The sequence below is a fragment of the Bradyrhizobium sp. BR13661 genome, assembly GCF_029892425.1.
Lineage (GTDB): Bacteria > Pseudomonadota > Alphaproteobacteria > Rhizobiales > Xanthobacteraceae > Bradyrhizobium.
In genome coordinates, this window is record NZ_JARXWB010000008.1 from 103899 (window position 1) to 122314 (window position 18416).

The 18416-nt window shown below is 63.8% G+C and carries 20 protein-coding genes; 2 read left to right on the top strand and 18 right to left on the bottom strand.

What is annotated here, in order from left to right; all coding sequences use genetic code 11:
• Positions 1–76 precede the first annotated feature (76 nt).
• On the bottom strand, positions 77–646 hold the full coding sequence (locus M2427_RS15660) for a TetR/AcrR family transcriptional regulator (protein ID WP_348521926.1): 570 nt from the start codon (positions 644–646) through the stop codon (positions 77–79).
• 187 nt (positions 647–833) lie between these two features.
• On the opposite strand from M2427_RS15660, the gene M2427_RS15665 reads away from it, so the two are divergent.
• Positions 834–1451, top strand: a complete 618-nt coding sequence (locus tag M2427_RS15665) for a hypothetical protein (protein WP_280707287.1) — start codon at positions 834–836, stop codon at positions 1449–1451.
• A gap of 5 nt (positions 1452–1456) precedes the next feature.
• On the opposite strand, the gene M2427_RS15670 is transcribed toward M2427_RS15665, so the two are convergent.
• The 10 genes from M2427_RS15670 to miaA form a co-directional block, all read right to left on the bottom strand.
• On the bottom strand, positions 1457–1813 hold the full coding sequence (locus M2427_RS15670) for a lysozyme inhibitor LprI family protein (RefSeq protein ID WP_280707288.1): 357 nt from the start codon (positions 1811–1813) through the stop codon (positions 1457–1459).
• A gap of 2 nt (positions 1814–1815) precedes the next feature.
• Positions 1816–2667: an SDR family oxidoreductase gene (locus M2427_RS15675; protein ID WP_280707290.1), complete on the bottom strand. Its 852-nt coding sequence runs from the start codon at positions 2665–2667 to the stop codon at positions 1816–1818.
• Positions 2668–3254: 587 nt separating this feature from the next.
• Positions 3255–4415 (bottom strand): ketol-acid reductoisomerase, encoded by a 1161-nt coding sequence (gene ilvC / locus M2427_RS15680; protein WP_348521927.1) that lies wholly within the window; start codon positions 4413–4415, stop codon positions 3255–3257.
• Positions 4408–5010 carry a LysE family translocator gene (locus M2427_RS15685; protein WP_280707292.1) on the bottom strand — a complete coding sequence of 201 codons (603 nt, stop codon included), beginning with the start codon at positions 5008–5010 and terminating at the stop codon, positions 4408–4410. Before M2427_RS15685 ends, ilvC begins: the two co-directional genes overlap by 8 nt.
• A 7-nt stretch (positions 5011–5017) precedes the next feature.
• Positions 5018–5893 (bottom strand): EamA family transporter, encoded by an 876-nt coding sequence (locus M2427_RS15690; RefSeq protein ID WP_280707293.1) that lies wholly within the window; start codon positions 5891–5893, stop codon positions 5018–5020.
• Between the two features lie 49 nt (positions 5894–5942).
• The gene (locus M2427_RS15695) at positions 5943–6638 is read right to left on the bottom strand and encodes a class I SAM-dependent methyltransferase (RefSeq protein WP_280707294.1); all 696 of its coding nucleotides are present in this window, start codon (positions 6636–6638) and stop codon (positions 5943–5945) included.
• Positions 6639–6641: 3 nt separating this feature from the next.
• Complete coding sequence (gene ilvN, locus M2427_RS15700) at positions 6642–7184, bottom strand: acetolactate synthase small subunit (RefSeq protein WP_280707295.1); 543 nt, start codon at positions 7182–7184, stop codon at positions 6642–6644.
• Positions 7185–7207: 23 nt separating this feature from the next.
• A complete protein-coding gene (locus M2427_RS15705; protein ID WP_280707296.1) occupies positions 7208–8179 on the bottom strand; it encodes a threonine dehydratase in 972 nt (323 codons plus the stop codon).
• Between the two features lie 4 nt (positions 8180–8183).
• Positions 8184–9959, bottom strand: coding sequence for an acetolactate synthase 3 large subunit (locus M2427_RS15710; protein ID WP_280707297.1), 1776 nt, complete (start codon positions 9957–9959; stop codon positions 8184–8186).
• 329 nt (positions 9960–10288) lie between these two features.
• Positions 10289–11230 carry a tRNA (adenosine(37)-N6)-dimethylallyltransferase MiaA gene (miaA, locus tag M2427_RS15715; protein ID WP_280707298.1) on the bottom strand — a complete coding sequence of 314 codons (942 nt, stop codon included), beginning with the start codon at positions 11228–11230 and terminating at the stop codon, positions 10289–10291.
• Between the two features lie 11 nt (positions 11231–11241).
• Here miaA and serB point away from each other — a divergent pair, with 11 nt between their 5' ends.
• Entirely contained in the window at positions 11242–12147 is a 906-nt protein-coding gene (serB, locus tag M2427_RS15720; protein ID WP_280707300.1) for a phosphoserine phosphatase SerB, read from the top strand.
• A gap of 123 nt (positions 12148–12270) precedes the next feature.
• Here serB and M2427_RS15725 read toward each other — a convergent pair whose 3' ends face one another.
• From M2427_RS15725 to M2427_RS15755, 7 genes are all read right to left on the bottom strand, one after another.
• On the bottom strand, positions 12271–13773 hold the full coding sequence (locus tag M2427_RS15725; RefSeq protein ID WP_280707301.1) for a Do family serine endopeptidase: 1503 nt from the start codon (positions 13771–13773) through the stop codon (positions 12271–12273).
• 143 nt (positions 13774–13916) lie between these two features.
• A complete protein-coding gene (locus M2427_RS15730; protein ID WP_188100998.1) occupies positions 13917–14123 on the bottom strand; it encodes a DUF2065 domain-containing protein in 207 nt (68 codons plus the stop codon).
• A gap of 71 nt (positions 14124–14194) precedes the next feature.
• On the bottom strand, positions 14195–15091 hold the full coding sequence (locus tag M2427_RS15735; protein WP_280707303.1) for a protease modulator HflC: 897 nt from the start codon (positions 15089–15091) through the stop codon (positions 14195–14197).
• Positions 15088–16224 carry an FtsH protease activity modulator HflK gene (gene hflK, locus M2427_RS15740; protein ID WP_280707304.1) on the bottom strand — a complete coding sequence of 379 codons (1137 nt, stop codon included), beginning with the start codon at positions 16222–16224 and terminating at the stop codon, positions 15088–15090. Before hflK ends, M2427_RS15735 begins: the two co-directional genes overlap by 4 nt.
• 160 nt (positions 16225–16384) lie before the next feature.
• Entirely contained in the window at positions 16385–16900 is a 516-nt protein-coding gene (locus tag M2427_RS15745; protein ID WP_280707305.1) for a dihydrofolate reductase, read from the bottom strand.
• Complete coding sequence (locus tag M2427_RS15750; protein WP_280707306.1) at positions 16900–17385, bottom strand: GNAT family N-acetyltransferase; 486 nt, start codon at positions 17383–17385, stop codon at positions 16900–16902. The genes M2427_RS15745 and M2427_RS15750 overlap by 1 nt, the downstream gene beginning before the upstream one ends.
• 5 nt (positions 17386–17390) lie before the next feature.
• The gene (locus tag M2427_RS15755; RefSeq protein WP_280707307.1) at positions 17391–18185 is read right to left on the bottom strand and encodes a thymidylate synthase; all 795 of its coding nucleotides are present in this window, start codon (positions 18183–18185) and stop codon (positions 17391–17393) included.
• Positions 18186–18416 lie beyond the last annotated feature (231 nt).

Consider the following 18416-nt stretch of genomic DNA (forward strand, 5'->3'; position numbering starts at 1 on the left):
ATATGGGCGCGAGTGTATGCGGCGCGGCATCAGCCGCCAATACCAAGTTGAGCAGGATTCCGGACCAGGGCGGCGCCTAGCGCGTCGCGATCCCCGCGATGAACAGATCGATCACCTCCTCCGCCATCCGCTCGATCTCGCCCTCCTCCACGCCCCAGCGCGGGAAATGCCCGTCGAGGTTCATCCGGGCGAAGCCATAGATCAGGGAGCGGCCGGCGATCAGGATGCGCTTGAGGTCTGCCGATCGCAGCAGGCCCTGCGCGGCCGCTTCAGTCAGCAACCGCTCGGTCAGCGCAACCAGCTCGGCATTGTCGCGCGTCAGCTCGGCGGAGCTGCCATGGGCGAAATAGCGCCCCGTGGAGATGATCTCGAAATGCGCGGGGTTGCGCATTGCCCATCGCACATAGGCAATGCCAAAGGCGCGGAAGCGCTCCAGCGGGTTGGCGGGGCGAGCCTCATCCAGTGTGGCCTCGATCTCGGCACGAAAGCGCCGCTGCGCCTCCTCGGCCACCGCAGCCATCAATGCGTCGCGGTTGGGAAAATGCCGGAACGGCGCTCCCGGCGACACCGCAGCCCGGCGCGCCGCCTCGCGCACTGAGACCTCGGCGCCTTCCTCTGCCAGCTGCAGTGCAGCATCGATCAGCACGCGGCGGAGGTCGCCGTGATGATAGGGCCGGGCTTCGGATGTCTGGTGACGGGCGCGAGGCTTGGACGTCTGACGGGGCATCGCGCCTTCTAACATCACCCGAACGTGAATGTAAGCAGCGATTACACCATTGACGGTCGCGTCACCACGAAATGTAATCGATGATTACATAATGGAGGAGATCGCCATGTCCCAACGTCAAAGCTGGTTCGAAGGCTGGCGGCTGCTCGCCGTCCTCACACTGAGCCTGATCATCTTGAGCCTATGGATCGCCTCGATGCGGCAGTTCGAGGTCGAGGGCGTGCGGATGGTGATCCGCTTCACGGCACGCAGCTCACTGCTGCTGTTCTGCCTCGCTTTTGGTGCAGCAGCGCTGGCGCGGCTGTGGCCGAACGCCTGGACGCGCTGGCAGCGCCGCAACCGCCGCTATCTCGGCCTCAGCTTTGCGGCCTCCCACGCCATCCATGCCGTTGCGATCATCGTCTTCGCCAGGATGGATCCGGCGGCCTTTGCGGAAGCCACCTCGCCTGCTTCCTACATCTTCGGCGGAATTGGCTATGCCGCGATCATCGCGATGAGCGCGACCTCGTTCGACCGCACGGCGGCGCTGATCGGGCCCCGCGCCTGGCGCACGCTGCATCTCATCGGCGGCTATTATCTCTGGTTCCAGTTCATGGTGTCGTTCGGCAAGCGCGTGCCGGCCATGCCTGCCTACGCGGCGTTCCTCATTCCGCTCCTGATCGTAATGGCGCTGCGAATGATCGCGATGGCCGCGCGCCAGACCCCGCAGACCGCCAAGGCGTAACCGCACTAGCGGCCGAGGCCCTCGAGCTCTCGGGCACGGGCCTCGGTCATGCGGCGCAGGCACTCGCCGGCATCGACGCGGGCGATGGTGCCCTCGCCCATGCCGTAATAGAGGCAATTGGCGTCGCGGTACTGGATCCAGAGCCGTTGCGCGGCGCGAAGCTGGTCGCGTTGCGCATCAGCCGCATTCTTCATCGCCTGCTGATAGGCGACGGTCATGCGCTTGTCCCATTGCGCGGTCTGGGCCTTCAGGCATTCAACCATCTCCGCGGTCGAGCCGTCGCAGGACCTGGGATCGCCCTGGTCGCCAGCCTTCGCAGCGGACGCCAGGATGCAAAGGACGATGACGAGAAGGTTTCGCATCGTCAGCCCTGCGGCAGCAGCCCGAGCCGCTTGGCAATGATGCGATCGACTGTGCGCTTGGGCAGCGCAGTGGTCATGAAGTGTCGGAACCAGTCCGGCGTGATCTGATAGCGCACCCTGGGGCTTGCCGCCGTAAGCGCCTCGAACACGACCTCGGCGATCCGTTCGGCCGGCAGGCCGGTCGCGCCGAGGTTCATCATGAAGGCCATGACCTTGTTGAGTGCCGGGAAATAAGGTGAGTTCTTGTAGACCGAGAGATCGATCTCCTCGGCCTTGCTCCAGATCGGCGTCTTCACCGCACCTGGGGCGACGATGATGACGTCGATGCCAAACAGCATCAGTTCGCGGCGCAGGCTCTCCGAGAGGCCCTCGACCGCGTGCTTGGAGGCGCAGTAGGGTGCCGACAGCGGATTGCCGTTCTTGCCCGCAACCGAGCTGATCATCACGATCCGCCCCTTCGGCCCCTTCAGCGACGGATCCGCGCCGAGCAGCGGGCCGAACGCTTGCGTTGCGATGACGGGTCCGATGACGTTGATGTCCATCTGGCGGCGGAATTCGTCGGCCGAGAGTTCGAGCACGGGACCGGCGACCGCGACGCCGGCATTGTTGACGAGGCCAGCCAGCGTCTCGCCGGCCAGGGCCTCGCGCACCTGGCGCGCGGCGGCCAGCACCGCGGCCTCATCGGTGACGTCGAACAGCAGCGGCGTGAAATTCACGCCGAACTCACCCGTCAGCCGATCGGCATCGGCTTGCTTGCGGACGCTGCCGAAGACGCGATAGCCGCGCCCGATCAGGAATTTCGCGATGGCCCAGCCAATGCCGGTAGATGCGCCGGTGACGACGACAGATCGCATGGTCCTCTCCCCCTTCAGTGCCCCGCGATCAATGTAGAGAGAGGCAGCGCCGGCGCAATGCCATCAGGTTCTCAAGCCGCGCACAAATGAGCTTTTTCGAATCCGTGCCGTGCCGCAAGAAGGCGTATCAGGTGTCGACTCTTAAGATGAAGCAGCGCGCGAACGTCGCAGATTGCGATTGATTGCGCCCTGAGAGCATGGATGAAGAGCCGAGTCCTAGACTCTGAGGACACTGCGCTTTTGACGATCGCGACTTCTGAAAAAGTTTTGAAAAACGACGCGCGGTCAAGAATGTGGTTTAAGTGTCAGTTCTTGGCTCTCTGAGAGCACATCAACTCGCGAAGAATTTGAATGAAGCAGCAATGCTTCGCGCCAGATGAAAAGAGCGAGACCGCTGTTGGCGGTCTCGCTCAGATATAATCTCGAAGATTTAAGATTTGGTTTGGCGAGCGAAGCTTTTTGTTTTTGCTTTTGTCCCGGACCAGCGCAGCGAAGCGGAGCGCAGAGCCGGGACCCAGAAGCCGCAATGGGCCCCGGATCAGCAGCGCACCGCTTGCGCGCTGCGCTGCATCCGGGGCACGCAAGCCCTAGTTCTTCGACTTGTCGACCAGCGCGCCCTTCTTGATCCAGGGCATCATGTCGCGGAGTTTCGCGCCGACTTCCTCGATCGGGTGAGCGGCGAGCTTTGCGCGGGTCGCCTTGAACGAGGTCTGGTTCACCTTGTTCTCGAGCATCCAGTCGCGGGCGAACTTGCCGCCCTGGATGTCGGCGAGAACGCGCTTCATCTCGGCCTTGGTCTCTGATGTCACGATGCGCGGACCGGTGACATACTCGCCATACTCCGCCGTATTGGAGATCGAGTAGTTCATGTTGGCGATGCCGCCTTCATAGATCAGGTCGACGATCAGCTTCACCTCGTGGAGGCACTCGAAATAGGCCATTTCGGGCGCGTAGCCGGCTTCGACCAGGGTCTCGTAGCCAGCCTTGATCAGCTCGACCAGACCGCCGCAGAGCACGACCTGCTCGCCGAACAGGTCGGTCTCGCACTCTTCCTTGAACGTGGTCTCGATGATGCCGGCGCGGCCACCGCCCACGGCAGAAGCGTAGGACAGGCCGAGGTCATGGGCATTGCCCGAGACGTCCTTGGCGATCGCGATCAGGCAGGGCACGCCGCCGCCGCGCTGATACTCGGAGCGCACGGTGTGGCCGGGGCCCTTCGGCGCGATCATCAGCACGTCGAGGTCAGCACGCGGATCGAGCAGGTTGAAGTGGACGTTGAGGCCGTGCGCGAACACGAGGGCAGCGCCCTTCTTCATGTTGTCGTGCAGGTGCTCGCGATAGATGTCGCCCTGGAGCTCGTCCGGGGTGAGCATCATGACGAGGTCGGCCCATTTGGCGGCGTCGGCGACTTCCATCACCTTGAAGCCGGCGGCCTCCGCCTTCTTGACCGAGCTCGAGTCCTTGCGCAGCGCGATGGCGACTTCCTTGACGCCCGAATCCTTCAGGTTGAGCGCATGGGCGTGGCCCTGGCTGCCATAGCCGACGATGGCGACCTTCTTGCCCTTGATCAGGTTCAGGTCGGCGTCGCGATCGTAATAAACACGCATAGTCGTTTCCTCGTTCAAGGCCAGAATCGGCCGATAGTCAGATGTCCGAAGGGTGAAATTTGCGGATTTCGGGGGCTGTCTAGAGCATTTCGGCCCCTGAGGGAAACCCGTTTCTGCATGGAAATCCGCGACATCATGCATCCATGAAAACGGGGTAGAGGGAGGCGAGCAGCAGGAGCGCCATCAGGATATTGAAGGCGCGGACCAGCCGCTCCGAGGTCAGCACCGGGCGTAGTGCAGTGCCGAAAAGAGCCCAGACCACGGTCGAGACCGTGCCGACCAGGAGGCTGATCAGGGTCTGGATCGCGATGTTGACCGGGAACTGGGCAATCGCCGCGTAAGCCGTGATGGTGCCGATCACGATCACCCAGCCCTTGGCATTGATCCACTGGAACATCGCCGCGCCCCAGAACGTCATCGGGCCGCGGCCGTCCTCGCTGCCCGGCGTGGTCGGGCCAGACATGGCGATCACGATGGCCAGATAGATCAGGTACGCAGCGCCGGCGTATTTCAGGATGGTCTGGAGGATCGGATAGGCCAGGAAGATCGTGCCGAGCCCGAGGCCCACTGCGGCGACCATGAAGGCAAAGCCAAGGACGATGCCGACGATGTGCGGAATCGTGCGCCGGAAGCCGTAGGTCAAGCCCGAGGCCAGCAGCATGATGTTGTTCGGTCCGGGAGTGAAGTACATCACCACCATGAACGCGAGGAAGGCATAGAAGAGCGAGTGGGCCATGTTCACCTCACGCAGTCTTCGGCAGCGCTTGCGGCCGCTTGACCAGCACCATCACGGCGATGCCGCCGATGACCGTCAACATGCCGGCAAGGCGCAGCGGCCCGAACCGCTCGCCGAACACGATGCTGGACGCAGCAGAACCGACGAACGGCACCAACAGCGCGAACGGCACCACCTGTGCCGCCGGATAATCACGTAGCAATCGCCCCCAGAGCCAATAGGCGATGCTGGTGGAAACAGCACCGATCGCCAGCAGGCAGATCAGACCCGTCAGCGACATGTGGATCAGCGACTGGAACGTCGGCATTGGCCCATTCACGACGAGTGCCAGCGCGAACACCGGCACTGCGGTCGCAAGACAGAGCCAGGCGAACAGATCGAACATCGGAACGCCGCGTGCGCCGCGCAGCAAGAGATTGCCGACAGCGAAGCTGACCGGCGCGATCATCAGCACCGCGAAGGCGCCGAGGCTGAAATCATAGCCGACGGTGCCACAGATCATCAGCAGACCTACCGCAGCGATGACAACGCCGAGCGTCTGCACCGGCGTCGGCCGTTCGCCAAATGCGATGGCGGCAAAGCCGATGGTGAACAGCGCCTGGCTCTGCACGACGACGGAGGTCAGCCCGACCGGCACGCCATGAGCGATGCCGTAGGCCTGGCTTAGGAACTGGCCGAGAAACAGCGTGAAGCTGATCGCGATCAGAAGAGACCAGGCGATCCTGGGCTTGGGAATGAACAGGCACGGCACCGCGGCGATGGTAAAGCGCATTGCGGTCATCAGCTCCGGCGAAAACTCGTCGAGCGCAATCCGGCTCGCCACAAAGGCAAGCCCCCAGATGATCGCCACCAGGAGGGCGATGAGGATGTCGGCCGGCTTCATTGTTGTTTCCGGTTCTGCCCAGTTGTGCAGCCCTGCTTGTTCTTCTCGTCTAGCCTTGCTCGCCGGCTTTCGGTTTGCGGAGGAGATAGGTGCCGTGCATCGGCGCGTGATAGTCGACCGAGACCAGCGTGAAGCCGACATCGGTCAACATCCGCTCCATCACCCAGCCGAAGGTGGAATATTCATCGCGCATATGCGTCACCACGCTCTCGCGCGAGAAATCGTGGTTCTTGATGTGGTAGTCGGCCCATTGCTCGACGTCGCGCTCGACCGCGTCAGGCATCGAGGCATAGACGATGTCGCGCAAATAGAAGGTCGCGCCGGGTTTCAGCGCGCGAAAGATCCGCGACATCGCCACAGCCTTCCAGAAGTCGGGCAGATGATGCAGCGTGAACTCGCTGACGATCAGATCATAAGACTCGGGCCGATAGGCGAAGCTCAGCAGGCCGGCCGATTGCGTGCGCACGGACGCCTTGCGGTCGCGGGCATAGATCTCGGCGAGCGCCAGCATCGCTGGCGAGATGTCGATGGCGTCGACCTCGGCGCCCATCAGCGCGGCTTCGGTAGCAAGCACACCGTTGCCGCAGCCGATATCAGCGATGCGCCAGCCGCGCTGGACTCCCAGCATTTTCAGCGCGGCGCGCGCCCGCAGATCGGCATCGTCGTGGGCATCGTAGATCGACGCCACCGCGGGCTCGATGCCCATCCGGTTCCGCTCGTTGTAATACCAGTCGCGCGCCAGCATGGTTCACATCCCCTCAGGCCCGCGACCGATCGCGGCAACACCGGTGCGCGACACCTCGACAAGGCCGAGCGGGCGCATCAGGTCGATAAACTGGTTGATCTTGTCGGTATTGCCCGTGATCTCGAACACGAAGCTCTCGGTGGTGGCGTCGATCACGCGGGCGCGGAAGGCATCGGCGAGCCTGAGCGACTCGACGCGATGCTCGCCCTGCCCGCGCACCTTCACCATCGCCAGCTCGCGCTCGATGGAGCGGCGGGTCTCGGTCATGTCGACGACCTGGTAGACCGGGATCATGCGGTCAAGCTGATGCTTGATCTGCGCGATCACCATCGGCGTTCCCGTGGTGACGATGGTGATGCGCGAAAGGTGCTTCTGCGCTTCGGTCTCTGAGACCGTGAGGCTCTCGATGTTGTAGCCGCGGCCGGAAAACAGGCCGATGACGCGCGCGAGCACGCCCGGCTCGTTCTGCACGAGCACCGCAAGCGTGTGCGTCTCGTTCGGATCGTGACGCTCCTCGATGAAGTAGGCGGATGCGGGCTGGTTCATTGTCGTCCCCTCTTGTCTCGTCCTCATGCCATCGCTGGCGCGCCCGTCCCGACCCAACGGCGGAACAGATCGAAATCGATATTGCCGCCGGACAGCACGAGACCGACGCGCTTGCCCTTCAGCTTGCTCTTTTCCTGCAGCGCCGCGGCGAGTGCGGCAGCACCGGCACCTTCGGCGAGATTGTGGGTATCGGTCCAGTAGGCACGGATCGCCGCGGCGACCTCGTCGTCAGTGACCTGGACAATGCGCGAGGCGCGTTCACGGATCAGCGCGAACGCATCCGCGTCCGGAATGCGCGTCGCCATGCCGTCAGCGCGTGTGTTCGCGGTCTCGGTCGCCACGATCTTGCCGGCTGCCAATGAGAGCGCGTAGGATGGCGCTTCCGTCGACTGCACGCCAACGATCTCGGTCTTCAGGCCGAGGAGATCGCGCGCCATGATGCAGCCGCAGATGCCGGAGCCCTGCCCGATCGGCACATAGAGCACATCGAGATCCGGCGCGGAGCGGAACAGCTCGAGGGCATAGGTCGCGACACCTAGTACAAGATCCGGGTGGAACGACGGCACCATGTGAAGGCCAGAGAACTGCGCGCGGCGCTCGGCCTCCTCCCGCGCAGCCTGAAAGTCCTCGCCATGCTCGACGAGTTCGGCACCGAGCGCCTTCATCGCGCGGTTCTTCTCGACCGAATTGCCGCGCGGCACGTAGATCACCGCGGGCACGCCGTGGCGGCCGGCGGCAAAAGCCAGGCTCTGGCCGTGATTGCCGCGGGTCGCCGAGATGATGCCCGGTGTGTTCGGCCGTTCACGCTTGAGCCGGTCGAGATAGACCAGCCCGCCGCGCACCTTGAAGGCGCCGATCGGCGTGTGGTTCTCGTGCTTGACCACGACCTCGGTGCCGAGGCGCTCAGCGAGCAAGGGCCAGGCGCGCGCCGGCGTTGCCGGCACCGCCTGCCCCACGATCGCATGTGCGCGCTCGAGCTCCGTCAGGTCGAACATGACGTCACACCAGCGCCTTGCCGCCGGCGAACGCCTTCGCGGTCGCCTCGTCATTGGCCTGCTCGGGCAACAGCATCTCGTTGTGCGCCTTGCCGGAGGGAATCATCGGGAAGCAGTTTTCGAGCGCCGCGACACGGCAGTCGAACAGCACCGGCCGCTTGACCGAGATCATCTCCTGGATGGCGCCGTCGAGATCGGACGGCTTGTGCACCTGGATGCCGACGCCACCATAGGCTTCCGCGAGCTTGACGAAATCAGGCAGCGCCTCCGAGTAGGAATGCGACAGCCGGTTGCCGTGGAGCAGTTGCTGCCACTGCCGCACCATGCCCATGTACTGGTTGTTCAGGATGAAGATCTTGATCGGCAGCTCGTACTGAACCGCCGTCGACATCTCCTGCATCGTCATCTGCACCGAGGCATCGCCTGCGATGTCGATGACGAGGCTATCCGGGTGCGCCACCTGCACGCCGACCGCGGCCGGCAGGCCGTAGCCCATGGTGCCGAGACCGCCCGATGTCATCCAGCGATGCGGCTCCTCGAAGCCGAAGAACTGCGCCGCCCACATCTGGTGCTGACCGACCTCGGTCGTGATGTAGGTATCCTTGCCGCGCGTCGCCTCGAACAGGCTCTGGATCGCGTGCTGCGGCAGGATGACGTCGTTGCTCTTCTTGTAATAGAGCGAGTTGCGGGCACGCCACTGCGCGATCTGCTGCCACCAGGTCTTGATGTCAGGCTTCTTCGCCTCGGCCTTGAACACCTGCAGGATGTCGCCGAGGATGTTGGCGCAATCGCCGATGATCGGCACGTCGACACGGATGTTCTTGTTGATCGAGGACGGATCGATGTCGATGTGGATCTTCTTCGAGTTCGGCGAGAACGCATCGACACGGCCGGTGATGCGGTCGTCGAAGCGCGCGCCAACGCACAGCATGACGTCGCAATCATGCATCGTCATGTTGGCCTCGTAGGTGCCGTGCATGCCGAGCATGCCGAGCCAGTTCTTGCCCGACGCCGGATACGCACCCAGGCCCATCAGCGTGGACGTGATCGGGAAGCCCGTGACCTCGACCAGCTCGCGCAGCAGCTTGGTGGCTTCAGGTCCGGAATTGATCACGCCGCCGCCGCTGTAGATGACTGGACGCTTGGCGCCTGCGAGCAGCGCCACCGCCTTGCGGATCTGCGCCGCATCGCCCTTCACGCGCGGCGCATAGGAGCGGTGGACGTCGGATTTGCGCGGCGGATGATAGGTGCCGGTGGCGAACTGCACGTCCTTGGGAACGTCGACCAGCACCGGGCCCGGGCGGCCCGTGGTGGCAACATAAAAGGCTTCGTGCAGCACCTTGGCGAGATCGTTGACGTCGCGCACCAGCCAGTTGTGCTTGGTGCAGGGGCGCGTGATGCCGACGGTGTCGCATTCCTGGAACGCGTCATTGCCGATCAGATGTGTCGGCACCTGGCCGGAGATGCAGACCAGCGGGATCGAATCCATCAGTGCGTCGGTCAGCGGCGTCACCATGTTGGTGGCGCCGGGACCTGACGTCACCAGCGCGACACCGGGCTTGCCGGTCGAGCGCGCATACCCCTCGGCGGCGTGACCCGCGCCCTGCTCGTGGCGAACCAGGATGTGCTGGACCTCGCTCTGCTGGAAGATCTCGTCATAGATCGGAAGCACTGCGCCGCCCGGATAGCCGAAAATGTCGGTCACGCCGTGGTCGATGAGCGCGCGGACGATCATCGCGGCGCCGGTCATCTGGTTCGGATCGTGGCTCTTGTCGCTCATTGGCTTGCTCCGGATGCGCTGTTGTCAGCGGCTTCGTTCGTGTCGGGTTCGGGAAATAAAAAAGGCCCCGAAGAGGGACCCTGCACACCGCCTGTCATGTGGATGGCAGCTAGCCACCCCCGGCGGTGTGCCTGGGTACGACGGCGATAAGAAGTTTGGTAATAATATTACGCATGGCAGGCGCTCGGCTTCCCAAAGGTTGCGCGAAACATAGCGACCAAAGCCTCGATGTCAAGGCAAAGCAGCCGCTTCCGCGTGATTTTGGCAGTGTAACCGTGTTCCCAGGGTTCGGCGAGAGGTAAATGCGGGAACCCGCGCACAAAAGCACGTCAACCGGGATTCCGGGCCGCTTCGGCGACGGCCGCGAGCCATCCCCTCGCCTCCTCCAGCTTAACCCACTCGAACTCCGGCAATTGGTGACGGAACCAGGTGAATTGCCGCTTGGCATAATGACGGGTATCGGCCCGGCCGATCGTGGCGGCTTCCTCGAGGCTAAGCTCACCCCGCAGATGCCGGATCAAGGCGGGCACACCGTGGGCCTTCATCGCCGGCAGCAGCGGATCGAGGTTTCGGGCGGCAAGCCGCTCGACCTCGATGAGGGCGCCGCTGCCCATCATGGCGTCGAAACGGGCATCGATGCGGGCATAGAGATCGTTGCGCTCGGGGGCCAGAAACACGGCGCGAAAACTGTCCTTGGGCAACAGGGGCGGCTGGCCCTCATGGTGCCAGTCGAGCAGCGAACGGCCGGTCGCCTCGACCACCTCGAGCGCGCGCGCGATGCGCGTGCGGTCGCGCAGGTTCAATCGCTCGGCCGCACGCGGATCGCGGCGCGCGAGTTCCGCGTGCAAAGCTTCGACGCCGTTCCGCTCCAGCCGCGCGCGTACATCCTCGCGCACCTCAGCCGGGATCGGCGGCACGACCGAGAGACCTGCCGTCAGCGCCTTGAAATACAGGCCAGTGCCGCCGATGAAGATCGGCAAACGCCCCTCGGCCCGTGTCTCTTCGAGCACCTTCGCGGCATCCATCACCCAGGCGCCGGCCGAGAAATTGACGGCTGCGTCGACATGGCCATAGAGACGATGCGGAACGCGCGCTTCTTCATCCTGCGTGGGACGCGCGGTAATGATGCGGAGGTCGCGATAGACCTGCATGGAATCGGCATTGATGACGGTCCCGCCTGCACTCAGGGCAAGCTCGAGTGCCAGCGCCGACTTGCCGCTGGCGGTCGGGCCTGCGATAAGCACGGCCTTGATCGGATGCCTCTCGCTCACGAAAACCTCAAATGTCTCTCGTCGCCACGCTGATCTGCAACCCCAATAATCCCGCGCTCGACTCGACCATCGTCGACGGCGCCCGCGCCGTGTTGCCCAAGGCGGCGCCTGCGCACTGGCTGTTCGACGGGGTTGCGGTCGACATTCCCTTCGGCGCCGACAGTAACCTCGAAGGCGACCGTCACGCCATCGAACAGCGGCTCCGCGAGCTTCGCGGCGACCTGCCCATCGATATCGTCGTGCAGCCTGTTGGTGTCAGGCGCAAGAAGCTTTTTCTCGCCGACATGGATTCCACCATGATCGGCCAGGAATGCATCGACGAACTCGCCGATCTCGTCGGGATGAAGGCCCACGTGGCCGCGATCACCGAACGCGCGATGCGAGGGGAGATCGAGTTCGAGCCGGCGCTGCGCGAGCGTGTCGCGCTGCTGAAGGACCTCCCCGCCGGCGTTGTCGACGAAGTTCTGGCCAAGCGCATCACGCTGACCCCGGGCGGCCGCGAACTGGTGGCGACCATGCGCGCCCACGGCGCCTACACCTGCCTCGTCTCCGGCGGCTTCACACTGTTCACGAGCGCGATCGCCGCAAAAATCGGATTCCAGGAGAACCGCGCCAACGAGCTCGTGGTGCGCGAAGGCAAGTTCACCGGCGAAGTCAAGGAGCCGATTTTGGGTCGCGCCGCCAAGCTTGCGACGCTGGTGGATCTGATGGAGTCGTTCGATCTCGACGATATCGACTCGGTCGTCGTCGGCGACGGCGCCAATGATCTCGCGATGATCCAGGCGGCGGGGCTCGGTGTGGCGTATCACGCCAAGCCGGCGGTGGCGGCTGCCGCGGCCGCGCGGATCGACCACGGCGATCTCACTGCGTTGCTGTACGCGCAGGGGTATCGGCGGGAGGAGTTCGTCGAGAGCTAAATACTAGCCCCGACGTCGTGCCCGGGCTTGTCCCGGGCATCCACGCTCGGATCTATCTACGCGGCGAAGACGTGGATGGCCGGGTCAAGCCCGGCCATGACGAGACGTTAAAGCAAACGTCCCTTACTGCACGCTCAGCGCCACGAAGCGCAATTCGCCGTCGCCGTTCGACACCAGCAGCAGCACGGACTTCTTGCCGTCCTTCTTGAGCTGGTCGATCCGCTTCTGGATCTCGTCGCCGCTCGCGACCGCTTCCTGCGCGACCTCGACGATGACGTCGCCGGCGGAGAGCCGCTTCTCGGCAGCATCCGAATTGGCGTCGACATTGGTGACGACCACGCCCTTGACGCTGTCCTTGATCTTGTAGCGCGCGCGCAGATCCTTGTTCAGCACGGCGAGATCGAGGCCGAGAGCCTTCTGCGTCACCGGCTTCTCCGGCGCCGGCTCGTCGGTTTTCACCGCGGCTTGCACCTTGTCGGGATCCTGCAGGCGGCCGAGCGTGACCTTCTTGGTCTGCTCCTCGCCCTTGCGGATGATCACGACGTCGACCTCCTTGCCGACCGCCGTGTCGGCGACGATGCGGGACAGGTCCTTCGGGTCCTTGACATCCTTGCCGTCGAACTTGACGACGACGTCGCCCGGCTCGATGCCGGCCGGCTTGGCCGGGCCCTTGTCGTCGATGCCGGCCACCAGCGCACCGCGCGCCGGCTTGATGCTGAGGCTCTCGGCGATCTCGTCGGTGACGCTCTGAATGCGCACGCCCAGCCAGCCGCGACGCAACTCGCCGAACTGGCGAAGCTGATCGACCACGCCCGCGACCGTCTTCGATGGCACGGCGAAGCCGATGCCGATCGAGCCGCCGGAGGGCGAGATGATCAGAGTGTTGACGCCGATGACGTCGCCTTCGAGGTTGAACAGCGGACCACCGGAATTGCCGCGATTGATAGCGGCGTCGGTCTGGATGTAGCTGTCATAGGGGCCTGAGGAAATGTCGCGGTTCTTGGCCGAGACGATGCCCGCTGTCACGGTGCCGCCGAGGCTGAACGGGTTGCCGATCGCGACCACCCAGTCACCGAGACGCAGCTTGTCGGAGTCGCCGAACTTCACCGCGACCAGCGGCTTCGGCGGCTTGAACTTCAGCACGGCGAGGTCGGTCTTCTTGTCGACGCCGACGAGCTCGGCCTTGGTCTTGGTGCCGTCGTTGAGAATGACGTTGATTTCGTCGGCATCGGCGATGACGTGGTTGTTGGTGACCACGACGCCTGATGTGTCGATGATGAAACCTGAACCGAGCGAGTTGGCCTTGCGCGGCGGCCCGTTGTCGCCGCCCTTGCTACCACCACCGGGCCCTTTGCGGTTCTTGAAGAAGTCGTCGAAGAATTCCTCGAAAGGCGAGCCGGGCGGCAATTGCGGCATGGTGTTGCTGCCGCCCTTGGCCTCGACCGTCTGCGAGGTCGAGATGTTGACGACCGCGTCGATCACCTTTTCGGCGACGTCGGCGATGCCCTCCGGTCCGCGCGCCTGCGCCGGCGAGCCGAACACGCCGAAAGCACCGAGCGCGAGCGCGGCCAGCCCAATTCGCGCGTTATGGCGCAAGCGGGTCGGGACAATGGTGGCAGCGGTCATTGTGATCTCCAGAGAAAAGGATTCGGGCTCAAGACTGCGCTTGAACGGGGGCGCGGCGCAAGCACGGAGCTTAACGGGCCTCAACAGCCCAATAATACGGCGAAAACCTGCTTCCCGCCTTCACTTTGGCGTTGGTACGGCGCCTAGATGGGACGTCGCATGACCCAGATCAGGATCAGGCCGGCGACGGCCGAGCCGATCCCGACCGCCCGCAGGATATTGTCCGGCGTGGCGATGGCGCTCTTCATGGCCTTGCGCATCCAGGCCGGACTCGCCGCGAACATCAGGCCTTCCAGCACGAACAAGATGCCCAAGCCGATGAGGAAGTCGGCGAACGCAATGGACCTCATCGGATAGGAACCTCCCGTTGTGCTGTTATTGTCTGGACGAAGGGCGGCCAAACCTGCCGCCCTTGTCTAGCTCACGGTTTCGCTGGCGTCTCTGTCGCCATCTTGCCGGACGGGTTACCAAAATACCGGAAGAAATCCGAGTCCGGCCGCAGCAGGAAGCGGGTGTCATTCGGCTTCAACCCGGCCTCGTAGGCCGTCATTGACCGGTAGAAGGCGAAGAAGTCAGCATCCTTGCCATAGGCCTCGGCAAACAGGCGGTTGCGCTCGGCATCACCAATGCCGCGCGTCTGCTCGGCCTGGGAGTTTGCGTCGGCAATGATGACAGTCACATCGCGGTCGGCCTTGGAGCGAATTTCCTGCGCCTTCTGGGCGCCCTGCGCGCGGAACTCAGCCGCCTCGCGCTGGCGTTCGGACTTCATCCGGTCGTAGACAGCCTGGCTATTCTGCTCCGGCAGATCGGCGCGGCGAATGCGGACGTCGACGACCTCGATGCCGTAACCGCCGGCCTCGTGATCGAGCTGCTCGCGGATGCGCCCCATCAGCTTTTCGCGTTCATCACGCACCACGGTGATGAACGTGACTTCGCCCAGCACGCGGCGCAGCGCCGCGTTCAGGAGCGAGGTGAGCTGGAGGTTGGCGGCCTGGATCGAACCGACGCTCTGATAGAAGCGCAGCGCGTCCTTGATGCGGTAGCGCGCAAAGGCGTCGACCACGAGCCGCTTCTGGTCGGAGGCAATGACCTCCTGCGAGGGGTTCTCGAGATCGAGGATCCGCTTGTCGATGTTGATCACGGAGTTCCAGGGCGTCTTGAAGTGAAGCCCGGGGTCAGTGACGACGTCCACCGGCGCACCGAATTGCAGCACGATGGTCTGCTCGGTCTGCTGCACCGTGAACAACGACATGTAAGCAACGATCACGACCAGAAGCGCCGCGAGCAGCGCGACAATACCTGTTACAGGAGACCTCATCTTGTGCCTCCGCTCGGCTGCTGGCCTGTCGTCGTCGGCCGCTTGGCTGACAATTCATTGAGCGGCAAATAGGGCACGACGCCCTGGCCCGAAGGGCCTCCGTCGTAGATGAGCTTGTCCGAGCCGCCGAGCACGCGCTCCATCGTCTCCAGATAGATCCGTTCACGGGTCACGTCGGGCGCCTTCTTGTATTCCTCGTACACTTTCAGGAAGCGCGCGCTCTGGCCCTTGGCCTCGGCGACCGCTTGCTCCTTGTAGCCCTCGGCGGCCTGCAGAATCTTGGCCGCGTTGCCGCGCGCTTCCGGCACGACCTTGTTGGCATAGGTCTGTGCTTCGTTCGACAGCTGCTCGAGATTGGCGCGCGCCGCCTGCACGTCACGGAACGCATCGATGACCTGCGCCGGCGGATCGACCTTCTGCATCTGCACCTGGGTGATCTGGATGCCGGCGCCATAGCCGTCGAGCGTCTTCTGCATCAGATCCTGCACGGTGCTCTCGGTCTGCGTCCGCGCGCCGGTCAGGATCGGCTGGATGTCGGAGCGGCCGATCACCTCGCGCATCGCGCTTTCGGCCACCGCCTTCACGGTGCCCTCGGGGTTCTGGATGTTGAACAGGAAGTTGCCGACACCGTTGGGCTTGATGCGCCACAGCACGGTGAAGTCGACATCGACGATGTTCTCGTCGCCGGTCAGCATCAGGCTCTCTTCCGGCACGTCACGGATCGAGCGGCCGCGCCGGGCCGGATCGTCGATCAGCGTCATGCCGATGGAAATGGTGGACACGCGCAGCGCCTTCGGCAGCAGCACGGTCTCGATCGGATAGGGCAGATGATAGTTCAGGCCGGGATCCACGGTGCGCACATGCTTGCCGAAGCGCAGCACGACGCCCTGCTCTTCGGACTGCACGCGGAAAAAGCCCGACAGCAGCCAGAGTGCGATGATGATGAGCAGGATCAGCGTGATGCCGATGCCGGAGAAGTAGCCGCCCGGCATGATCTGCTGGAGCCGGTCCTGGCCACGCCGCAGCAGGTCTTCCAGATCCGGCGGCCTCGGCCCGACCGGCTGCGGGCCTGTGCCCCATGGTCCCTTCGGACCCGAGCCCCATGGGCCACCGCCCTGATTCTTCCACGGCATTCGACGCTCTCCTCGGCAGACCGGGACTAGAACTTAAGCCGGCCCGCATTGTCCGGTCCGGCTTTATAGGGGACCGAAAGGGCCCTTACAACGCAGGCGTGACCGACCCACGAGCTATGCTCGGGGACGGAAAAGTCAATGTAAACATTGGCGAATGCAGTTAATGGGACGGCCGCCGACGATATGTCACATAGGAGAAGTCGGTGCTGTCCTCGGGTCCGGCCGGATGACGGACGCGCGCCACCTCGTCCCATTGCGCCTTGTCGATGGTGAAATGCGTGTCGCCATCGGGCCGCGCATGCACTTCCGTGATCTCGAGGCGGTCGGCGCGATCGAGCCATTGCCGGAAGATTTCGGCGCCGCCGATCACCGCGATTTCAGCGGCTGAACGCCGCAAGGCGTCACCCAGCGCGACCGCCTCCGCATCCGCAAACGATGTCGCGACGACGGCGCCGGCGGCGCGATAGGCCGCGTCGCGTGTGACGACGATGTTGGTACGGTTCGAGAGCGGTCGGCGCCCCGGCAAGGATTCAAAGGTCTTGCGGCCCATGATCACGGGCTTGCCGATGGTCAGCGCCTTGAAGCGTGCCAGGTCGGATTTCAGCCGCCAAGGCATCGCGTTGCCGGCGCCGATGACGCCGTTCTCCGCAATCGCGACGACGAACACGATCTCCATCAGGTCGCGCTCCCCGCAAGTCGTGTCAACGCGGGACCCGAAACGCGGCACAGCGTCCAGTCATCCAGCATCACGGCGCCGAGCGATTTGTAGAACGCGATCGACGGCGCATTCCAGTCGAGCACAGCCCATTGCAGGCGCGACCAGCCATTATCGACGCATTCCTTGGCCAGATAGACCAGCAGCGCCTTGCCGAGACCTTTGCCGCGATGCGACGGCCGCACGTAGAGATCTTCGAGATAAAGGCCGTAACGGCCGCTGAAGGTCGAGAAATTCAGGAACCACACGGCAAAACCGACGGACTCTCCGTTCCACTCGACAATCGCGCAAAACAGCCGGGGATCTTGTCCAAACAAGGCGTCCGCAATGTCGACCTCGGTCGCTTCGACCTCGTGCGAGAGTTTCTCGTACTCGGCAAGCTCACGGACGAAATCAAGAACCAGCCCGGCTTCGCCAGGACGCGCGCGGCGGATGTTCAACACCATCGGCTCTAGACCGCGACCTCCGCCTTGATGTGCGGATGCGGATCATAGCCGACGAGCTCGAAATCCTCGTAGCGGAAGGAGAAGATGTCCTTCACTTCAGGATTGATCCGCATCACCGGCAGTGCGCGCGGCGCGCGCGTGAGCTGCAGCCGCGCCTGCTCCAGATGGTTGGAATAGAGATGGGTATCGCCGAACGAATGCACGAAGTCGCCCGGCTTCAGGCCGGTGACCTGCGCCACCATCATGGTGAGCAGCGCATACGATGCGATGTTGAAGGGCACGCCGAGAAACACGTCGGCCGAACGCTGGTAGAGCTGGCACGACAGCTTTCCGTTGGCGACATAGAACTGGAACAGGCAGTGGCACGGCGGCAGCGCCATCTTGTCGACCTCGGCCGGATTCCAGGCCGAGACGATCAGGCGGCGCGAGTCCGGATTGCGCTTGATCATGTCGACGACGTTGGCGATCTGGTCGATGCTGCGTCCGTCCGGCGCCGGCCAGGAGCGCCACTGATGGCCATAGACCGGACCGAGATCGCCATTGGCATCAGCCCACTCGTCCCAGATGGTGACGCCGTTGTCGCGCAGATATTTGATGTTGGTGTCGCCATTCAGGAACCACAGCAGCTCATGCACGATCGCCTTCAGCGGCAGCCGCTTGGTGGTCAGCATCGGGAAACCGGCGGACAGATTGAAGCGCATCTGATGGCCGAACACCGACAGCGTGCCGGTGCCGGTCCGGTCGGTCTTCTCGGCGCCGTCTGAAAGAATCCGCTCGAGCAGGTCCTGATACTGGTGCATATGCGATAGAGCCTTTGGGGAGGCGGCGAACTTAACGGCGCCCCCGGCGCTGCGACAGCGGCGATTCGCTGCGCCCACAGATTATACAAGGAAAAGGTGAGCGTTCCCGCCGCAAACGACAAGGGGCGGAATTTGTGTCCCGCCCCTCCTCTATCGGATTGAAACTGCTCGCTAAGTCGCTCTGGCGTCCGTTCCGCAGGACGCGGGACGCCGCTGCGGGCCGACGCAGCT

Excerpts from the sequence above, each read along its gene's own strand:
- M2427_RS15665 (WP_280707287.1), top strand. The coding sequence starts at position 834 with ATGTCCCAACGTCAAAGCTGGTTCGAAGGCTGGCGGCTGCTCGCCGTC.
- M2427_RS15670 (WP_280707288.1), bottom strand. The coding sequence starts at position 1,813 with ATGCGAAACCTTCTCGTCATCGTCCTTTGCATCCTGGCGTCCGCTGCG.
- M2427_RS15675 (WP_280707290.1), bottom strand. The coding sequence starts at position 2,667 with ATGCGATCTGTCGTCGTCACCGGCGCATCTACCGGCATTGGCTGGGCC.
- ilvC (WP_348521927.1), bottom strand. The coding sequence starts at position 4,415 with ATGCATGATGTCGCGGATTTCCATGCAGAAACGGGTTTCCCTCAGGGG.
- M2427_RS15685 (WP_280707292.1), bottom strand. The coding sequence starts at position 5,010 with ATGGCCCACTCGCTCTTCTATGCCTTCCTCGCGTTCATGGTGGTGATG.
- M2427_RS15690 (WP_280707293.1), bottom strand. The coding sequence starts at position 5,893 with ATGAAGCCGGCCGACATCCTCATCGCCCTCCTGGTGGCGATCATCTGG.
- M2427_RS15695 (WP_280707294.1), bottom strand. The coding sequence starts at position 6,638 with ATGCTGGCGCGCGACTGGTATTACAACGAGCGGAACCGGATGGGCATC.
- ilvN (WP_280707295.1), bottom strand. The coding sequence starts at position 7,184 with ATGAACCAGCCCGCATCCGCCTACTTCATCGAGGAGCGTCACGATCCG.
- M2427_RS15705 (WP_280707296.1), bottom strand. The coding sequence starts at position 8,179 with ATGTTCGACCTGACGGAGCTCGAGCGCGCACATGCGATCGTGGGGCAG.
- M2427_RS15710 (WP_280707297.1), bottom strand. The coding sequence starts at position 9,959 with ATGAGCGACAAGAGCCACGATCCGAACCAGATGACCGGCGCCGCGATG.
- serB (WP_280707300.1), top strand. The coding sequence starts at position 11,242 with ATGTCTCTCGTCGCCACGCTGATCTGCAACCCCAATAATCCCGCGCTC.
- M2427_RS15725 (WP_280707301.1), bottom strand. The coding sequence starts at position 13,773 with ATGACCGCTGCCACCATTGTCCCGACCCGCTTGCGCCATAACGCGCGA.
- M2427_RS15730 (WP_188100998.1), bottom strand. The coding sequence starts at position 14,123 with ATGAGGTCCATTGCGTTCGCCGACTTCCTCATCGGCTTGGGCATCTTG.
- M2427_RS15735 (WP_280707303.1), bottom strand. The coding sequence starts at position 15,091 with ATGAGGTCTCCTGTAACAGGTATTGTCGCGCTGCTCGCGGCGCTTCTG.
- hflK (WP_280707304.1), bottom strand. The coding sequence starts at position 16,224 with ATGCCGTGGAAGAATCAGGGCGGTGGCCCATGGGGCTCGGGTCCGAAG.
- M2427_RS15745 (WP_280707305.1), bottom strand. The coding sequence starts at position 16,900 with ATGGAGATCGTGTTCGTCGTCGCGATTGCGGAGAACGGCGTCATCGGC.
- M2427_RS15750 (WP_280707306.1), bottom strand. The coding sequence starts at position 17,385 with ATGGTGTTGAACATCCGCCGCGCGCGTCCTGGCGAAGCCGGGCTGGTT.
- M2427_RS15755 (WP_280707307.1), bottom strand. The coding sequence starts at position 18,185 with ATGCACCAGTATCAGGACCTGCTCGAGCGGATTCTTTCAGACGGCGCC.